Source organism: Streptomyces sp. 2131.1 (assembly GCF_900105515.1).
Classification (GTDB): Bacteria; Actinomycetota; Actinomycetes; order Streptomycetales; family Streptomycetaceae; genus Streptomyces; species Streptomyces drozdowiczii.
The window spans coordinates 6,368,046-6,385,253 of the sequence record NZ_FNSY01000001.1; the positions used below are offsets into that span (position 1 = coordinate 6,368,046).

A 17,208-nucleotide genomic window follows, 5' to 3' on the forward strand; every position below is an offset into this window, starting at 1 on the left:
CTTATGACCTCCGGCTTGTCCGAAACTGGCCCGTCGAGGCTCGCAGTCACGTGTTGGCCGGTTCTAAAGCCGCTCTACGGCGGCACGCGCCCGTCGCGGCACCGCCTCCAGCAGGGCGCGCGTGTACGGATGCGCCGGCTCGGCGAAGACCCGCTCCACCGGACCGGACTCCACGATCCGGCCGTCCTTCATCACCAGCACCCGCGCGCACACCTCTCGCACGACCGCGAGATCGTGCGAGATGAAGAGCGTCGCCAGCCCGAGCTCCTCCTGCAACGACCGCAGCAGGTCGAGCACTTGGGCCTGCACGGACACGTCGAGGGCCGATACCGGCTCGTCGCACACCAGCAGCCGGGGCGAGGGTGCCAGGGCCCTCGCGACGGCGACCCGCTGACGCTGACCGCCGGACAGCGCGAGCGGCCGGCGCTCCAAGTGCTCTACGGAAAGCCCCACTTGCTTCAGCAGTCGTACGGTGCGCTCCCGGCGTTCCGCGCGTGCCACCCCGGCGGTGGCCAGGGCCTCGCCCACGATCCTGGCGACGCTCCAGCGCGGGTCGAAGGCGCTGAGCGGGTCCTGCGGCACGAGCTGCACGGTGTGCCGCCGCTCCCGGCGGTCCCGCTCGCGCAGGCCGCTCCACGGCGCCCCGCCCAGCTCCACCGTGCCCCCGTCGGGCGCGGCCAGCCCCAGCACCATGCGGGCCAGCGTCGACTTGCCCGAACCGGACTCGCCGACCAGCCCCAGCGCCTCGCCCGGCCGCAACGCGAACGACACCTCGTCGACCGCCGTCCTGCGGCTGCCCCGAGCCCCCTTGAACACCTTGGTGACCCCGGAGACGTCCAGCAGCGGAGCGCTGCCGTCGCCCGGTGCCACCACGGTTCGCTCCCGGCGCGGACCGCTGCCGGGAATGGCCGCCAACAAGCTCTTGGTGTAAGGGTGTTCCGGCGCCTCCAGCACCCGGCCGACCGGGCCGGACTCCACGATCCGGCCGTCCTTCATCACGGCGACCTCGTCCGCCAGCGCCTCGACGACCGCCAGGTCGTGGCTGATGAGGAGCAGCCCGGTGCCGCTCTCCTTCAGCTCGCCCAGGAGCGCCAGGACGCGTGACTGGACGGAGGCGTCGAGGGCGGTCGTCGGCTCGTCCGCGATCAGGACACCGGGCTCGGCGGCGATCGCGGAGGCGATGAGCGCCCGCTGTCGCAGCCCGCCGGACAGCTGGTGGACGTACGCCCGCGCGCGTTCCGCCGGTTCCGGCACCCCGACCCGCTCCAGCAGGGCGAGGACGCGCGCCCCGGCCTCCCTGCGCGGGACGACGCGGTGGGTCAGCAGCGGCTCCGCGATCTCCTTGCCGACGGGCCGCAGCGGGTCCAGGGCCACCAGCGCGTCCTGGGCGACGAGGCCGACGCGCCGGCCCCGTACCGCACGCCACTCGCGGGGGCCGAACTCCCGGGCCTCGTGGCCTGCGACGCGCAGCCGGTCCGCGGTGACCCGGGCGGTCGGGCCCGCGAGGCCGAGCAGGGAGCGGGCGAGCGCGCTCTTCCCGGAGCCCGACTCGCCGACGATCGCCAGGCACCGGCCGGCGTCGAGCGAGAACGCGGCGTCCCGCACCGCGTGCACCTCGCCGGGTCCGGTGCCGAAGCGCACGTTCAGGCCGGCGACCTCGAACAGGGGCTTCGTGGTCGATGCGGTCGTCATGAGGCGGCCCGTCCTTCGGCTCGTGCCTGTGCGTGGCGGCCCACGACGGTGACCGCGAGGACCGTGGAGACCAGCAGGAGCCCCGGGAAGAGCGCGATCCACCACGCCTGCTCCAGGAACCCCTGGCCCTCCGTGAGCATCGCCCCCCACTCCGGCGTCGGCGGCTGCGCGCCCAGACCCAGATAACTCAGCGCCGCCCCCGTCGAGATGGACGCCCCGAGCGTGACCGTGGCCAGCACCAGCAGCGGCCCGAGCGTGTTCGGCAGCACATGGCGCAGCACGATCAGCGGACGCGGCACCCCCAGCGCCACCGCCGACTCGACGTACCCGGACCGCCGCACCACCAGAGCCTGCGCCCGCACCACCCGGGCGAACCCGGGTGCCGTCCCCACCGCGACGGCGATCGTGGTGCCCAGCACCCCCTTACCGGCGATGAGGACCACCATCAGGGCCAGCAGCAGCCCCGGCAGCGCCAGCAGCGCGTCGGCGGCACGCATCAGCACCGCGTCACCGAACCGGCCGGACAGCGCGGCGGCGAGCCCCCACACCACGGCGAGCCCGACCCCGGCACCCGTCGCCGCCGCCCCGATGGCCAGCGAGTAGCGGGTGCCGTGTACCACCCGGGCGAAGACGTCCCGACCCAGCTGATCCGTACCGAACCAATGCGCCCCGCCCGGCGCCTGGAGCGCGTGCACCGGGTCCGTGTCGGTCGGGCTGCCGTGGGCGAGGAGCGAGGGGGCGAGCGCGGCGAGCAGGATCAGCCCCAGCAGCACCGCGGCGGCCAGCACCCCTGGCCGCACCCGGCCGCGCCGGGCTCTGCGGACCGCCGCGATCGGTGCCCCGGCCCGTACGGCCTGTTCGACGCTCATGCGGCGGCCACCCCCGTACCCTTGCGCAGCCGGGGATCCACGACCACGTACAGCAGCTCCACCACCGCCCCCACCAGCACGAACACCACCGCCGACAGCGCCACCACGCCCTGCACCACCGGCAGGTCGCGGTCGCTGACCGCCTGGAGGGTGATCCGGCCGATGCCCGAGCGGGCGAAGACGTTCTCCACCACCACCGCGCCGCCCAGCAGCGTCCCGGTGAACCAGCCGGTCAGGGTGAGCGCCGGCAGTGCGGCGTGGCGCAGCGCGTGGCGCGAGCGCACGGTGTGCTCGGCGAGCCCCCGCGAGCGCGCGGTCAGGCTGAACGGCTGCTCCAGCGCCCCGAGCAGCCCCTCCCGCATCACCTGGGTGAGTACCGCCGCGATCGGCAGCGCCAGTGTGATCACCGGCAGGACCAGCGAGCGGGCGTCGCCGCTGTCGGAGACCGGCAGCCAGCCCAGCCGGAACGAGAACACCGTGAGCAACATGATCCCGAGCCAGAACGAGGGCGTGGACACCACCAGCAGCTCCACCGCCGACGACACCCGGCGCGGCCACCGGGAACGCCCCGACGTCAGCACGGTCACGGTCGCGGCCAGCACCACCGCGACCAGCGAGGACCAGAGCGCGAGCTGCGCGGTCGGCCCGATCTGGTCCGCCAGCAGCGAGGAGACCGGCTGCTGCAACTGGTAGGAGTCGCCCAGCTCACCGGTGGCCAGCTGCTTGAGGTACGCGCCGTACTGGACGAGCGGCGACCGGTCCAGGCCGTAGTGGTGGCGGATCTCCTCGCGCTGCTCAGCGCCGACCAGGGCGTTGGACCCGACGATCGCGCTGACCGGATCGCCGGGGATCAGGTGGAGTGCCAGGAAGGCGCAGGTGGCGGCCCCCCAGACAACGAGGACGGCCGCCCCGGCCCGGGCCGTGACGGCCCGGACCGCGGCGGATATGTGCGGTGGTGTCATCGGCCGGCCTCGACCCAGGCGGCGTAGAACTCCGGCCACGCCGACAGGGACAGCCGCAGCCCGTGCACCTTCTTGTTCACCCCGACGGACGCCTTCTGGACGTAGGCGGGGACCACCGCCGCATGGTCGATCGTCCACTTCTGCACCTGCGCGTAGTACGCGGCGCGCTTGTCCGGCGAGGTAGCGGCCTGTGCCTTCTTCAGCCAGGCGTCGACCTGCGGGTCGGTGACCTTCGCGAAGTTGTGCCCGCCGCCCTCGGACGACTCGGTGGAGAGGAAGAAGCTGCTGAGGATGTCGCCGTCGCCGCGCGCCCAGGACGTCTCGACGACGTCGTAGCGCCCCTCGTCCAGCTGGGCGGAGACCGCGGTCGCGTCGGTGGAGGCGGCGAGCTTGAGATGGATGCCCGCCTTCTTCAGGTCGCCCTGCACGGCCTGCGAGAAGACCGACGCCTTGCCGTAGACCGGCGCGACCACCGTCAGCCGCTTCCCGTTCTTCGTGCGGTAGCCCTCCGCGTCGCGGCCCTTCCAGCCGGCCTGGTCCAGGAGCCGGCCGGCGAGCGCCCGGTCGGAGGGCCAGCTCCTCTCCAGCGCGGAGTCGTAGCTGTGCGGGGTGGCGGGTGACAGGGTGCTCCAGGCGCGGGTGCCGGTGCCCTGGAACACCGACTTCACCAGGGCGTCCAGATCAACGGACCGCTGGAACGCCTTGCGTACACGCTCGTCCGTGAACAGCGGGCTCTTGGTGTTCAGATAGAACGTGTCGACCGCGCCCGGCACGTCCTTCGTGACGACGTCCAGCCGGGTGTTGCGGCGTACGGCCGCGATCTGGTTGGCCGGCAGCGCGGCCGCCGCGTCGACCTGACCGGACGTCAGCGCGCCGACCCGCGTGGCGTCCTCGGTGAGGAAGCGGATGGTGAAGCCGTCCAGCCGGGCGGGCCCGCTGTGTCCGGCGTCCTTCGGTGCCCACGCGTAGGCGGCGTTCCGGGTGTAGCCGCGCTTCTGGCCCCGGGTGTAGGCGCCGGCCTTGAACGGCCCGGAGCCGACGGAATCGGTGCCCGCGCAGAGCTTGTCGGCGCCCGCCTTCAGGGAGGCGGGCGAGGCCATGCCCAGGTAGGTGGTGCTGGCCGCCTGGAGGAAGGGGGCGTACGGGCGGCTGAAGCGGACCTCGACCTCGTACTTCCCCTTCACGGCGGTGCCCTTGTACGGGCCGAGCAGCCCGGCCGCGTACTGCGACTGGGTCGCCTTGGCGGTGATGTGGTCGAAGTTGGCCTTCACCGCCGCCGCGTCGAGGTGCTTGCCGTCGTGGAAGGTGACGTCGTCGCGCAGCTCGAAGGTGTACGTCCGGCCCCCCTCGGAGGTCTTCCACGACTTCGCCAGCCACGGTTCCAGCTCCCCGTCCGGGGTCTGGTAGACGAGCGAGTCGAAGACCGGACGCTGGACGAAGGCGGTCACGTCCTGCGCGCTGGTGTGCGGGTCCCAGCAGTCCGGCTCCTGCTGCGCCGCGTAGGTGAGGCTGCCGCCGCTGCGGGGCTTCGCCTGCGCGGCCGGTGCGACCCCGTCGTCGGAGCTGCACGCGCTGACGGCGGCGAGGAGCAGGACGGAGAGCAGAGCGGTTCTGCGGGGAGTACGGCGCGGGTGGGGCGGGTGCATAGGGGACTCCGGAACGTGAAACGGGGTGAGGGGGGCCGGACGTACTGTCGCCAGACCGTCTAAAGCCGGGCTGAAACGCCCTCCGCGGAGCCGGGCCGCACTTCCTGGGCCGCGTGCGCCAGCAGCTCGAACGAGCGCAGCCGGTCCGCCTGGTCCGGTACCACGGTCAGCGCCATCAGCTCGTCGGCCCCGGTGCGCGCCACCAGCTCCGCCAGCTTGTCGCGCACGGTGTCCGGAGCGCCGATCAGCTGACGCTCGGCCAGCTCCTCCAGGAACTGCAGCTCCGGCTCGGCGTAGGTGTACCCGGCCGCGCTCCGCGCCGAGGGGAACGCGTCGAATCGGCGTACCGTCCGCATCTTTATCTTGCCGAGCAGGTAGGGCGCCGCGACCTCGCGCGCGGTCCGGTCGGTGTCGGCGACGGTGACCAGCGCGGAGATGAGGGTGCGCGGCCGGTCCAGGTATGCGGAGGGCCGGAAGGACTGCCGGTAGCGGTCCAGGGCGTACGTGGTCGCGTGCGGGTTGATCTGGTGGGCGAAGGCGTACGGAAGCCCCAGCGAGGCGGCGAGTTCGGCGCTGGCCGGGCTGGACCCGAGCAGCCACAGCTCCGGCCGGCCGTCGGCGGCGGGCACGGCGGTGATGGGCGAGGCGGGGTCCCCGGGCGCGAAGTAGCCGTTCAGCTCGGCCACTTGCTCGGCGAAGTCGTCGGCGCCGCGCTCCGGGGCGCGGCGCAGGGCGCGGGCGGTGTGCGGGTCGGTGCCGGGCGCCCGGCCGAGCCCGAGGTCGACGCGGCCCGGGTGCAGCGCCTCCAGGGTGCCGAACTGCTCGGCGACCACCAGGGGCGCGTGGTTGGGCAGCAGGACACCGCCGGAGCCGACGCGCAGGGTGGTCGTGGCGGCGGCCAGGCGTCCGGCGAGGATGCCGGGCGCGGAGGTGGCGAGGCTGGGGGTGCTGTGGTGCTCGGCCACCCAGTAGCGCAGGTAGCCGAGCTCCTCGACGCGCGGGGCCAGGGCGACGGTGTCGCGCAGGGCCTGGGTCGCGGAGCCGCCCTCGAAGACGGGCACCACGTCGAGCACGGACAGGGGAATGCCGGTGGGACGGCTCATGGAGACCTCCGGAAGGGGCGCGCCGCCGGGCGGGTGGCCCGGCGGCGCGGGGCGGACGTACGGGTGAGGGGAGGAGCGGGGCCGGTCTCAGGCGTGGTCGGTGACCGGCTCCGCCTCGGCGGGCGTCTTCTCGGGCGCGTCGGCGGCGGCCGGTTCGGGCTTGGGCTTCCCGGGCAGCAGGAGGCCCGCGGCGAAGACCACGACGGCCGCGGCGACCGGCCACCAGAAGGCGTTGGAGAAGGAGGCGGCGGTGGGGGCGGCGTGGGAGCCGCCGCCCTGGAGGATCAGGGCGACGACGGCGATGCCGAGCGAGGCGCCGATCTGGTTGAGGATGAAGACCGCGCCGGTGGCCCCGGCGACCGACTCGCCCGGCACCGTCTTGTAGACCGACCCCATGGTGGGCGCACCGACCAGGCCCATGCCGAAGCCGGCGGCGAACTGCGCGGCGGTCAGGGCGAACTGGGAGGTGCCGGAGCCCGATCCGGTGAAGACCAGGGCGCCGACGCCGATCAGCAGAGCGCCGGTCGGGACCAGCCTGCGGGCACCCACCTTGTCGGCGAGGTTGCCCGCGATCGGCATCCCGATCAGGGTGCCGAGGCCCAGCGGGGCGAGCAGCAGCCCGGACTCCAGCACCGAGTGGCCGTGGACCTGCTGGTAGTACAACGGCAGCAGGAAGAGCAGCGAGAACAGACCGCCGCCGAGCAGGAACATGGTGGTCACGCTGGCACTGAACCCCTTGCTGCCGAACAGCCGCAGGTCCAGCAGCGGTGTGACCGAGGTGCGCAGCGCGTGCACGGTGTACGCGACGAACAGGGCGACGCCCACCGCGAGCCCGACGATCACCTTCGTGCTGCCGAAGCCGTCGCCGCCCGCCTGGGACAGCGCGAACACGATCGCGGCGAAACCGGGGGAGAGCAGCGCCACGCCCAGCGCGTCGAACGGCACGGGGTCGCCGCTCGGCGGCGGGTCGGCCGGCAGCACCCGGACCGCCAGCACGATCGCGGCCAGCGCGAACGGGATGTTGACCAGGAACATCCACTCCCAGGAGAAGTTGTCCAGCAGCAGTCCGCCGATGATGGGGCCGACCACCGGGCCGAGCGTGATCGGGACGGAGACCAGGCCCATGACCCGGCCGATCCTGGCGGGTCCGGCGGCGCCCGCGACGACGGTCATCATGATCGGGTCGACCATGCCGCCGCCGAAGCCCTGGACGATGCGGAAGGCGATCAGGCTTTCGGCGTTCCAGGCGAAGGCGCAGAGCGTCGAGCCGATCAGGAACACCGACAGACCGAGCAGCCACATGCGCTTGGCGCCGTAGCGGACCACGGCCCAGCCGGCCAGCGGGATCGCCAGGGCGACCGCGAGCAGATAGCCGGTGGTGACCCACTCGATGGTGGCCAGCGTCGCGTGGAACTCGCCGCCCAGCGTGCTGATCCCGACGTTGACGATCGTCGCGTCCAGGTACGACATCATCCCGCCGAGCACCATGACGCCGACGAGTGTGAGCAGTGCGGCATCGAGCCGGGCAGGCCCGCTCTCCGCCGGCTTTGTTTCAGACACGGCAACTCCTTTGAACCACTCTACCCAGAAAATTTAACTGGGTAGTTAAAACAGGTGGCTGGCACGGTAGCATGGGTGCATGAGCGTTGGCGAGAACGAAGAGACGGCCGGGCGCCCCGCGGAACGGGGGCGCCTCGACAAGCGACGGGCGATCGTGGAGGCGGCCCTGCGGGTCTTCGCGCAGGTCGGCTACGCCCAGGCGAGCCTGGACGTGATCGCCGCCGAGGCCGGGGTGTCGAAGCCGACGATCTACAACCACCTGGGCTCGAAGGAGAAGCTCTTCCGGTACGTCATGACGGAGACCGCCGCCCGGTCCAACGCCAAGACCCTCGACGTCCTCACCGCCTTCCCCGCCGACCCGGCCCAGCTCCGCCCCGGCCTGGAGGACCTGGCCACCAAGCTCGTCGACTGCTACTGCGACGAGCAGTCCGAGGCCGTGCGCCGGCTGCTGTACGCGGAGGCCGTGCGCTTCCCGGACCTCTTCGACGCGGTACGGGCCAGCGGACCCAACCAGTTCACCGAGGCGCTCGCGGGCCGCCTCGCCCGGCTGGCCAACGCCGGGCACCTGCGGGTCGAGGACCCGGTCAGGGCGGCCAACCAGTTCATCGCGCTGGTCTACGACGAGCTGCCGGGGATGAGCGCGCTCGGGACGCGGCCGCTCGACCCGGCGGAGGTCGCGGAGGTCGTCACGGCGGGTGTCGACACCTTCCTGCGCGCCTTCGGTACGGACGCGAAGGCCCCCGGCGCCGCGGCACCGGGGGCTCCCGGCGCGGTCAGCGGCTGAGCCGCCCGTACGAGCCCCGGAAGAACAGCAGCGGGTCGCCGTCCTCGACCGCGTCCAACCGGTGCACCCGGGCGACCACGATCACGTGGTCGCCCGCCGGGTGCTCCGCCTCGATGGAGCACTCCAGCCAGGCCAGCGCGCCTTCGAGCACCGGTGCCCCGTCCGGCGACCGGCCCCACGGCATCCCGTGGAACTTGTCCCCGCCGGTCACCGCGAGCCGGGACGCGGCCTCGCGGTGCCCGACACCGAGGATGCTGATGCCCAGCAGCCCGCCGGCCCGGATGCGCGGCCAGCTGGTGCTGGTCTCCGCCACACAGAACGAGACCAGCGGCGGATCGAGGGACACCGAACAGAAGGAGTTCGCCGCCAGCCCCGACCGCACACCGGTCACCGGGTCCTGCGAGGCGACGGCCACCACACCCGTCGCGAACCGCCCGAGCACGTTGCGCAGACATCGGGTGCCGCCCTCAGGGGCTCTCGTGCCGGTCATCCCCGCTTCCCTCCGTACCGCAGCCGTGCGAACTCGCGTGTGAGCGCGACCCGTTGTTCTCCGTGACCGCCGCGCATGCGCAGCACCGACAGCAGCGTCCACAACCGCGTCTGCGCGAAGTGCGACGGGGAGCCGTGCACGTCGTCGTGGGCCAGCAGCCGCACCCCGCGCACCCGCTCCCGCAGCAGCCGGGCGTCGCCCGGCGGGATGATCTCGTCCCGCAGGCTCGTCACATGCGCCACCGGAATCCGCAGCGCCGACAGCTCTTCGGGCGTCAGCGCCCAGTCCCGTATGAGCCCGTACACCTCGTCCGGCTTCGTCCGGGTCAGATGCGCGAGCGTGTCCGTGGTGACCCGGGGCACCGTCCGCTGCCACGCCGTGTCGGTGAAGAAGTCGCGCAGCGGCGCACCCGCCCCGACGACCCCGCTGATGCGGGAGTCGTGCAGGGCCGCCCGGAGCGCCAGATGACCGCTGAAGCTCAGCGCCAGCGCGTACGTACGCGAGGTGTCGGCCCGGTCGCCGACCGCGTCGAGCAGCGCCGGGAACATCTGCCAGCTGTCCGCCCCGTACGACAGGGTGTTCTCGCCGACGCCGGGCATCTCGGTGACCACCCCGGCGAAGCCCAGCGCCGCCAGCTGGAGCAGCACCGGAGCCCACTGCTCCTTGATGGACACGATCCCGCCGGTCATCACCAGGAGCGGCTTCGGGTCCGAGGCGTCGAAGCCCGCCGTCCAGCAGCGGATACGGCCTCCGGCGAGGTCGACGTCCAGTCGTCGCACCGCCGGGAAGTCCGACCGCCAGGTGTCGAAGGCCTCCGTGCACCGCTCCAGCGCCTCTTGCCGCGCGGCCCCGTCCACGAACGGGAAGCGGGCCATGTTGTAGTGCACACAGGCGTCCAGTGGTTTCCCCTCGGCCTCCAGCCGTGCGCCCTCGGCGCTCCACTCGTGCACCCAGGAGCCCGGTGTGCCGTCCCCGTCGTCGGAGATCCGCGCGAGCAGGGGGTCGTAGTGCTCGGGTGGCAGCCCCTGCGAACGGGTGTGCGCGACCACGAAGTTCTTCAGTTCCGCGATGTCGTTCATACGCTTTCCAGCGCCTCCTTGACCTCGGTCAGTACGTCCGCCGCCTCGGCCCCGTCGATGACCCGGTGGTCGAAGGCGAGACTGAGCCGCAGCACCGGTGCCACCACGATCCGCCCGTCCCGCACGACGGGCCGGTCCAGGACCCTGCCCACCCCGAACGTGGTCGTGGTGCCGCCCACCGAGTGGAAGGAGTCCACCGCGCGGTGGCCGAGCGAGGTGACCGCGAACGTGCCGTTGAGGTGGGGACGCAGGGCGAGCGAGTGCGCCGCCTTGCGGAACGCCCTGCGGCCCTCGGTCCAGCCCGCCCGGTGCAGCTTCCGCACCCCTTCGAACTCGGGCAGCCTCTCCGGGTCGCCGTCCCTGATCCGTGCCAGATGTGCCTGGATGGCGGGCAGTTCCGCCTCGTGGACGTCGGGCACGATGGTGCCGAGGACGACCCGGCGGCCGTCCAGGACGCGGTCCAGGGCGACCTTCCCGTTGACGAACGGGTAGTGCGCGATCCGGGGCCGGAGCGGTCCTCCGCTCACCGCCGCGTTGGCGTCCGGATGCTTCGCGAGGACCCGGCCGGCCGCGCGCAGCACGTACGAGGTGGTCGAGTACCGCACGCCCCCGCTCTCCTGCGCGGACGCCCGGTGGGCGAGTACCCGGCTCATGTCGACCTCGGTGTCGAGGAACACCGGCGAGAAGTCCCGGATCACCTCCAGGAAGAACAGCGTGTGCCGGCGCTGCCGGGGCAGCGGCGCACCGGCCTCCGGGGCGTCGCTCACGGCGACACCGCCAGCAGGTACACGTCCCGCAGACTGGTCGCCTCCAGGACGTCGGCCAGCGGCAGCGAACGGCCGGTCTCCCGCTCCAGCACCGTGCACAGCGCCAGCAGGTGTACCGAGTCCCAGGACTCCACGGTGTCCAGCCCACGCCCCAGGTCATCGGCGGTGACGGGCAGGGCGAGTTCGTCGCGCAGGAGCGTGACGAAGTCATCGACGGTCTTCACGGGAGGTCCCTTTCGAAACGCGCGGTCAGTCGGATGTGGTCCACGGGGGTGGCGGTCGGCCGGGACGTGAGCCGGAAGTCGGCCGAGGCTTCGTCGGCGCGCACCGTCTCGAAGCCCGCCTGCGGGTAGAAGTCCGCCACCTTGCCGTTGCGGGCGGTCCGCACATAGCCGGCCCGCACCTCCTCCGCGCCCTCGTCGAAGGCGTGCTCCAGTACCGCGTCCAGCACCGCCCGCTCGATACCGCGCGAGAAGACCCGGCAGCTCAGCAGGAAGTTCTCGACGTGCAGCACCCCGGCATCGCGCCGCAGCAGCACAGCCCCGACCAGGCCGTTGTCCCCGAAGCGGTCCGCCGACTCGATCGCCAGCACCCGCGCCGCCGGGTCCTCGCGCAGCGCCCTCACCTCGGCCGGCTGGAGGCGTCGGGTGGTGAGATTGAACTGGTTGGTGCGCAGGGTCAGTTGCGAGATGCGGTCGGTCCGGGACGCGTCCACGGGGGCGAGGGTCACGGAGATGTCCAGCTCGCGCAGATAGCCGTCGAGCGAGTCGAAGGTGTGCAGGAAATCCTGCCGGGCCTGCTCCTCGCGGTAACGGGCCGGGCGGGCCCGGTCCTCGGCGGTCAGCGCCCGTACGTCGAACCAGCCGTCGGCCAGGAGACGTTCGACGTGCAGCGCGGGTTCCCCGCCCACCTGGAGGACCGCGACACCGGGCAGCTCGCGGCGCACGAGACCGCACTCGAAGGCGCTGTCGTCCACGAACACGAAGCTGTCCGTGGAGAGGTTGAGAGCGGCGGCCAGCTCGGCCAGGTTCTCGTGCTTCGGCCGCCAGTTGGCCCGCACCTGTACGAAGTCGTCCTCGCGCAGTGTCAGTTCGGGGTGCTCGCGCAGGGTCTTCACCACCGGCTCACGGTCGTTCTTGCTGACCGCAGCCAGCAGCACGCCCTGCGAGCCCAGCTGCTTCGCCACCGCCTGGAAGCGTCGGAACGCCTCCCCGCGATAGCTCCCCGCCACCTCGATCCCCTCGGGACCGGCCTCCCCGAGCACCCCGCCCCACACCGTGTCGTCCAGGTCCAGGGCGAGCACCTTCTTCGCACCGCCCGCCGCCTGCCGCGCCAGATGGCCGACCTCGCGGGCGTACCCGGCCAGCAGCGCGTCCGACAGGTGCGCCTTGGCGTAGACGCTCTGCCGTACGTCCCGGGCGGGCGTCCCCTCGGCGAGCAGCGGGTCCAGATCGACGGTGACCACCTCGGGCCGGGTCTCCGTCAGCCGCAGCAGCCGCGCGTTGGCCTCCCGCCACACCGCGCCGAGCCGGGCACGGGCCCCCAGGTCCACGAGCTGGGCGGTGAGTGAGCGGGGGAGCGGCACGGTGTTGAGGACGAGCGTGGCGCCCCGGGCGGCCGTCGCGAAGACCTCGGCGGCCCGCTCGACCAGCGCCGTCTTCTCGGCCAGGACGCGTTCCACGTCCTCCACCCGCCAGGGCAGCGGCAGTTCACCGGCCACCAGGTCAGCGTCCAGCACGCACAGGACGAGCGAGGGCCCGGCGGCGTACAGCGCGCTGCCGGGGTCCGCGAGGTCGAAGACCCAGCTGTCGAAGTCGGAGAGCCGCACCCGTGCCAGCAGCCCGTGCCGGGCCAGCTCGCCGGTGAGCGCGGGCACCAGCGCGGACAGCGTGCCGTGGCCGGTCACCGCGATCAGCGGCGCGGGTACGGCGGGATGGGCGGCGAGCACCCGGTCCGGGTCGAGCCGGGCCAGCAGCCGGCCCGCCCGGACGAGCGCGTCCCCGGAGAGCCCGGCCACCAGCCCCCGTACGGCGGGATAGTCCTCGGCCGTGATCTCCCGCAGCTCCTCGGCGGTCGCGTCGGTCACGGTGTCAGTTCCCTTCCAGGGCGAAGCCCGCCTTGAGCCACTTGCTGGACTCGATGGAGATGCCCACCGCGCGCCGCCCGCCCGCCAGCCGCGCGAGCGCCCGCTCCAGCTGGAGGAAGACGATGGCGTTGCCGCAGTTCCCGGCGTCGTCCACGCAGGAGACCGCCTCGGCGCCCGGCAGCCCGAGCCCCTCGGTGATCAGCCGGGTCATCCGGCCCGACAGCTGCGGGGGCAGCAGCAGGTCCACGTCCTCGCGCGCCCAGCCCAGGCCGTCCAGCAGCTCGTCCAGCACCTCGCCGGCCATCACCGGTACGTACTTCTCGATCGCCTTGTAGTCCTCGGTCGCCGCCGGGCGGTCGCTGTCGCGGTCGGCGGGGCCGAACCACTCCAGGACCGCCCCCGGCTCCCGGCCGAGCCCCACCAGCCGGCTGAACAGCGCCCGCACCGAGGCGGACCCGGGGCCCGGCTCGGTGGACAGCACGGCGGCGCCGGCCGCGTCCCCGAACAGGACGTAGTTCACCAGCTCGGCCGGGGCGGTGGTGCGCAGATCGGCGTCCAGGTCGTAGAACCTGGCGATCACGTCGCCGCCGAGCACCAGCACCGTACGGGCGCTCCCGGCGCGCAGCAGCTGCTGGGCGAGGTCGAGCGCCTGGACCGCGCCGGAGCACCCCGACTGGAGCTGATAGCTCCGTACACCGTCGATGCCCAGCCGGTCCGCGACGATGTTGACCGTCGCCGGCATCAGCCGGTCCGGTGTCGCCGTGCCCAGCACGACCGCGTCCACGGCGTCCGGTGCCAGACCGGCCCGGTCCAGGGCCGCGCGCCCGGCCTCCTCGGCCAGGTCCGCCAGCGAGGCGGTGAGCTTCCCGGAGTCCAGATCCAGCGCCAGGTGGCGCGAGGCGGTGCCGATGAAGACATCCACCCACTGCTGCCACAGCGCGTCCATGCCGAACCGCTCCGCCAGCGTGGCGTTGTCCAGCGGCGGGCCGGGAAGCGCGGAGGCCGCCGACCGTATGTACACGTCCCGACCCGTCATGAGGGCCCTTCCTCGCTCGTACGGAACCGGCCTCAGTCGGACAGCAGGATGCGCGCCTCGGCGGAGGCCCTGACCCCGGTCATCCGCCAGGTGCGGAAGCCGCGCAGCCCCTCGTAGCGGCCGCCGGTCCCGGTCGCCGGATAGTGCACCCACTCGCTGGTGCGCACGTCGTTGAAGTCCGCCCACCCCTCGGCGTGGATGGTGCCGTCGTCGAGCGTGATGTCCTCGGTGTAGTAGGTCAGCAGCCCGCCGTCACCCGGCCGCACGTACTCGATGCGGAACGAACCGTGCGAGGTGCCGATCAACTTGCCGTCCTCGTCGAACAGTTCGTCGTCGAACGTGCCGGTCTGGCCCACGCTCGGATCGGCGACCTCGACGTCGTCGACCACCTTGACCACGACTTCCCTGGGGACGCGCAGCACGATCTGGTCAGCCATCTGACGGTTCCTCTCGATAGGAAGGGGATACGGACCCGGGCGGTGGCGCCCAGGCGATCAGGGGAGGCGCGGCGAGACGCGCGCCCGGTCCGGTGAGGGCATCCGTCGCGGCCCCGGCCGCGTCCGGGGAGTGCGCCGGCGGGAAGAAGACCTCTGCGGCGGGCTCGTGCGGCCGGGCGAGCACGGACCAGAGGCCGAGCCGCGTCCAGGTCCCGCTGTTCACCGGGTCGTTGTCGGAGAAGGTGTACGGGGCGTACTGGGCACCCGTCGGGTCCGGCTGCGTGAAGCGCCCCCAGAACCCGTTGTAGAGGTGCTGGTCCAGGAGGTGCGCGCTGCGCAGCAGCTGATACGCGCCCCGGTAGCGGAACGGGTTCACCGCCGCCGCCTCGCCCGACGCCGATACAGCCCCGTGCGGGGTGTAGCGGTAGCGGGCGGCGAGCCCGCCCTCCTCGTCGATCAGCGCGAGGACGGAACCCTGCTGGTCGGTCACCGCCCAGTAGTGGCGGCCCGTCGAGGTGAGGACGGCGAGCAGGGTGCCGTCCGGGGTGCGCACGTAGTCGGTCGGCACTCCGTCGTCGCTCGTGCGCACGATGCCGAGCGCGGAGTGGGTCAGCACATGGGTGACGGTGCGCCCGTCCACCGTGGTCTCGGTGATGCGGCGCGGTGTCTCCTGGCCGAGCCCGTCGTAGTCCACGTCCACGACCCGGACGCCGCCGAAGACACCGGTCAGCGTCTGGTGGGTGGCGCTGTAGCGGAACGAGCCGGTGGGGTTCGTCTCCTCGGTGAAGTTGCCCGCTCCGTCGTACGCGAACCGGGTCTCGCCGAACCGGACGACCTGGCCCGCGTCGTTGAGCGTGAACTCCGTCGATCCCAGCCGGCGCAGATGATGGGCGCCGTCGTACGCGAACGTGGTGTCGCCCGCCCGCACGAGGCGCCCGAGCCCGTCGTACGCGTAACCGGTGAACTCCCCGTCGGCCACGGTCCATCGAAGCCGGTCGCTGTCCGCGCCGCCGCCCGAGCTGTACCCGTACTCCGCCGACAGCAGCGTCTCGCCGCCCGGCCCGCGCACCGTCAGGGCGGTCCGGCGGCCAGACGCGTCGTAACGGAACTCCTGTACGGCCGCGCCCAGTTCGACGTGCACCGGACGCCCGGCGGCATCGCGGACGAACCGCGCGGTGCGGCCGGCCGGAGTGGTGACCGTCTCGGTGCGGCCCGCGCCGTCCAGGCCGTAGCGGGTGGTGCCGCCCGGGGTGGTGAACGAGGTCGGCGCGCCCTCGGAGTCGTACACCGCACCCGTCGCCTCCGGAGCCGAACCGGCCTCGCCGGTGCGGACCGAGGCCGTCAGCCGGTCGCCCCCCGCCGTCCTGACCCAGCCGAACGCATAGGACCAGCCGGGCCCCGACTTGCGGATCACCCGGCCGAGCGCGTCGCGCGCCAGGACGAGCAGCGTGCGCCCCGCGTTCTCGTCGGTGACCTCCGTCAGCCGGCCCGCCGGGTCGTGGCGGTGGCCGATGCGGTCACCGGCCCCGCCGGTCACCGAGGTGACCCGGGACAGCCCGTCGTACCCGAAGACCGTGCGGCCCAGCGGAGCGGGCGGGGTGACGGAGGTGAGGTCGCCGGCCTCGTCGTAGCCGAAGCGGGTCCGGGCGCCGTTGCCGTCGGTGATCTCCGTGAGCCCGCCGTGGACCGGGTCGTAGCTCCGCCGGTCCACGTCCGCTCCGCGTCCGGCCGCCCGGCTGCGGACCGGGCGGCCCGCCGCGTCGTACTCCAGCAGCAGTTCGTCACCCAGCGGACCGCGCAGCGCGGTGAGCGTCCCGCCGCCCTCCAGCGGGGTGTACGAGACCCGGGACAGCGCCCCCGTCGGCAGCCGTAGTGACACCGGACGGCCCTGGTCGTCGTAGGTCCGGGTGAGCGTGGCGCCGGTCGTGTCGGTGACGGAGATCCGGCGGCCACCGGCGTCCCGGGTGCGGACGAGGACCTGGCCGGACGGGTGCTCGACGGCCGTCGGCCGGCCCTGCGCGTCGAAGACGTACCCCGTGCGCAGCCCCGTGGGCCCGGTCACCAGCGTGCGGTCCGCCCCGTAGTCGAACGCCGTACGCGCCCGGCCGTCGGGACCGGTCCAGGAGAGTTCCGAGACGGCGAACATGCCGTCGTAGGAGAGGTCCACGGTGTCGCCGAGCGCGTCGGTGACGCGCACCAGCCGCCCGTCCGCGTCCCAGAGGAAGGCCGTGGTCGCCCCGTCCGCCCCGGTATGCCGCTCCAGCCGTCCGGCACGGTCGTACGCGAACGACGCGGCCTCGGCCCCCAGCGGGTCGACGATCTTCGTCACCAGGCCGTCGGCGTCACGGTGCAGCGACACCACCCGGCCCCGGCCGTCCGTGAACGTCACCGGCTCGCCCGTGGTGTCGGGCTCGAAACCGGGGCCCGCCGCGTACGACCAGCCGGGGCCGAAGCCCAGCTCCGCCCGGGAATGGCTGCGGTATTCGCGCACCAGACGCAGATGGCGGGAGCCCCCGGCGACGACCAGGTCCAGCTGGCGCACGATCAGTTCGCCCTCGTGCAGGTCGACCAGCAGCTCGCAGCGGTCTCCGAGGGCAAGGCGCCGCACGGCGCGATGGGCGGGCAGGTCCCGGGGCGTGGTCACGGGCGGCTCCTCAACTGGACCGGCGGGGAGGCGAATCAGCGGGTTTCGACGGT

Annotated in this window: 15 protein-coding genes; 1 reads left to right on the top strand and 14 read right to left on the bottom strand. The window is 73.1% G+C overall.

Annotation, left to right across the window (positions count from 1 at the left end; genetic code table 11):
- Positions 1-63 precede the first annotated feature (63 nt).
- The 6 genes from BLW14_RS28485 to BLW14_RS28510 form a co-directional block, all read right to left on the bottom strand.
- The gene (locus tag BLW14_RS28485) at positions 64-1,692 is read right to left on the bottom strand and encodes a dipeptide ABC transporter ATP-binding protein (RefSeq protein WP_093709989.1); all 1,629 of its coding nucleotides are present in this window, start codon (positions 1,690-1,692) and stop codon (positions 64-66) included.
- Positions 1,689-2,561 carry an ABC transporter permease gene (locus tag BLW14_RS28490; RefSeq protein WP_093709990.1) on the bottom strand — a complete coding sequence of 291 codons (873 nt, stop codon included), beginning with the start codon at positions 2,559-2,561 and terminating at the stop codon, positions 1,689-1,691. The genes BLW14_RS28485 and BLW14_RS28490 overlap by 4 nt, the downstream gene beginning before the upstream one ends.
- A complete protein-coding gene (locus tag BLW14_RS28495) occupies positions 2,558-3,523 on the bottom strand; it encodes an ABC transporter permease (protein WP_018522883.1) in 966 nt (321 codons plus the stop codon). The genes BLW14_RS28490 and BLW14_RS28495 overlap by 4 nt, the downstream gene beginning before the upstream one ends.
- Positions 3,520-5,169: an ABC transporter substrate-binding protein gene (locus BLW14_RS28500; RefSeq protein WP_093709991.1), complete on the bottom strand. Its 1,650-nt coding sequence runs from the start codon at positions 5,167-5,169 to the stop codon at positions 3,520-3,522. The genes BLW14_RS28495 and BLW14_RS28500 overlap by 4 nt, the downstream gene beginning before the upstream one ends.
- Before the next feature lie 59 nt (positions 5,170-5,228).
- Positions 5,229-6,272, bottom strand: coding sequence for an LLM class flavin-dependent oxidoreductase (locus tag BLW14_RS28505; protein ID WP_093709992.1), 1,044 nt, complete (start codon positions 6,270-6,272; stop codon positions 5,229-5,231).
- Positions 6,273-6,359: 87 nt separating this feature from the next.
- Positions 6,360-7,832 (bottom strand): DHA2 family efflux MFS transporter permease subunit, encoded by a 1,473-nt coding sequence (locus BLW14_RS28510; protein WP_093709993.1) that lies wholly within the window; start codon positions 7,830-7,832, stop codon positions 6,360-6,362.
- A gap of 79 nt (positions 7,833-7,911) precedes the next feature.
- On the opposite strand from BLW14_RS28510, the gene BLW14_RS28515 reads away from it, so the two are divergent.
- Entirely contained in the window at positions 7,912-8,616 is a 705-nt protein-coding gene (locus BLW14_RS28515; RefSeq protein ID WP_093709994.1) for a TetR/AcrR family transcriptional regulator, read from the top strand.
- On the opposite strand, the gene BLW14_RS28520 is transcribed toward BLW14_RS28515, so the two are convergent.
- The 8 genes from BLW14_RS28520 to BLW14_RS28555 are packed head-to-tail and all read right to left on the bottom strand — an operon-like array spanning position 8,606 to position 17,155.
- Positions 8,606-9,106 carry a flavin reductase family protein gene (locus BLW14_RS28520; RefSeq protein WP_093709995.1) on the bottom strand — a complete coding sequence of 167 codons (501 nt, stop codon included), beginning with the start codon at positions 9,104-9,106 and terminating at the stop codon, positions 8,606-8,608. The two genes, BLW14_RS28515 and BLW14_RS28520, sit on opposite strands and share 11 nt — an antisense overlap.
- Entirely contained in the window at positions 9,103-10,185 is a 1,083-nt protein-coding gene (locus BLW14_RS28525; RefSeq protein WP_093709996.1) for an alpha/beta fold hydrolase, read from the bottom strand. Before BLW14_RS28525 ends, BLW14_RS28520 begins: the two co-directional genes overlap by 4 nt.
- Positions 10,182-10,952 carry a 2-oxo acid dehydrogenase subunit E2 gene (locus tag BLW14_RS28530; protein ID WP_093709997.1) on the bottom strand — a complete coding sequence of 257 codons (771 nt, stop codon included), beginning with the start codon at positions 10,950-10,952 and terminating at the stop codon, positions 10,182-10,184. The genes BLW14_RS28525 and BLW14_RS28530 overlap by 4 nt, the downstream gene beginning before the upstream one ends.
- Positions 10,949-11,176, bottom strand: coding sequence for an acyl carrier protein (locus BLW14_RS28535; RefSeq protein WP_093709998.1), 228 nt, complete (start codon positions 11,174-11,176; stop codon positions 10,949-10,951). Before BLW14_RS28535 ends, BLW14_RS28530 begins: the two co-directional genes overlap by 4 nt.
- Positions 11,173-13,038 (bottom strand): HAD-IIIC family phosphatase, encoded by a 1,866-nt coding sequence (locus BLW14_RS28540; RefSeq protein ID WP_093709999.1) that lies wholly within the window; start codon positions 13,036-13,038, stop codon positions 11,173-11,175. The genes BLW14_RS28535 and BLW14_RS28540 overlap by 4 nt, the downstream gene beginning before the upstream one ends.
- 4 nt (positions 13,039-13,042) lie before the next feature.
- Positions 13,043-14,074 carry a 3-oxoacyl-ACP synthase III family protein gene (locus tag BLW14_RS28545; RefSeq protein WP_093710000.1) on the bottom strand — a complete coding sequence of 344 codons (1,032 nt, stop codon included), beginning with the start codon at positions 14,072-14,074 and terminating at the stop codon, positions 13,043-13,045.
- Between the two features lie 32 nt (positions 14,075-14,106).
- Entirely contained in the window at positions 14,107-14,511 is a 405-nt protein-coding gene (locus tag BLW14_RS28550) for an allene oxide cyclase barrel-like domain-containing protein (protein WP_018522894.1), read from the bottom strand.
- Positions 14,504-17,155 carry a DUF6531 domain-containing protein gene (locus tag BLW14_RS28555; protein ID WP_093710001.1) on the bottom strand — a complete coding sequence of 884 codons (2,652 nt, stop codon included), beginning with the start codon at positions 17,153-17,155 and terminating at the stop codon, positions 14,504-14,506. The genes BLW14_RS28550 and BLW14_RS28555 overlap by 8 nt, the downstream gene beginning before the upstream one ends.
- Between the last annotated feature and the right edge of the window lie 53 nt (positions 17,156-17,208).

Coding starts and splice junctions, on each gene's coding strand:
- BLW14_RS28485 (WP_093709989.1), bottom strand. CDS start 1,692: ATGACGACCGCATCGACCACGAAGCCCCTGTTCGAGGTCGCCGGCCTG.
- BLW14_RS28490 (WP_093709990.1), bottom strand. CDS start 2,561: ATGAGCGTCGAACAGGCCGTACGGGCCGGGGCACCGATCGCGGCGGTC.
- BLW14_RS28495 (WP_018522883.1), bottom strand. CDS start 3,523: ATGACACCACCGCACATATCCGCCGCGGTCCGGGCCGTCACGGCCCGG.
- BLW14_RS28500 (WP_093709991.1), bottom strand. CDS start 5,169: ATGCACCCGCCCCACCCGCGCCGTACTCCCCGCAGAACCGCTCTGCTC.
- BLW14_RS28505 (WP_093709992.1), bottom strand. CDS start 6,272: ATGAGCCGTCCCACCGGCATTCCCCTGTCCGTGCTCGACGTGGTGCCC.
- BLW14_RS28515 (WP_093709994.1), top strand. CDS start 7,912: ATGAGCGTTGGCGAGAACGAAGAGACGGCCGGGCGCCCCGCGGAACGG.
- BLW14_RS28520 (WP_093709995.1), bottom strand. CDS start 9,106: ATGACCGGCACGAGAGCCCCTGAGGGCGGCACCCGATGTCTGCGCAAC.
- BLW14_RS28525 (WP_093709996.1), bottom strand. CDS start 10,185: ATGAACGACATCGCGGAACTGAAGAACTTCGTGGTCGCGCACACCCGT.
- BLW14_RS28545 (WP_093710000.1), bottom strand. CDS start 14,074: ATGACGGGTCGGGACGTGTACATACGGTCGGCGGCCTCCGCGCTTCCC.
- BLW14_RS28550 (WP_018522894.1), bottom strand. CDS start 14,511: ATGGCTGACCAGATCGTGCTGCGCGTCCCCAGGGAAGTCGTGGTCAAG.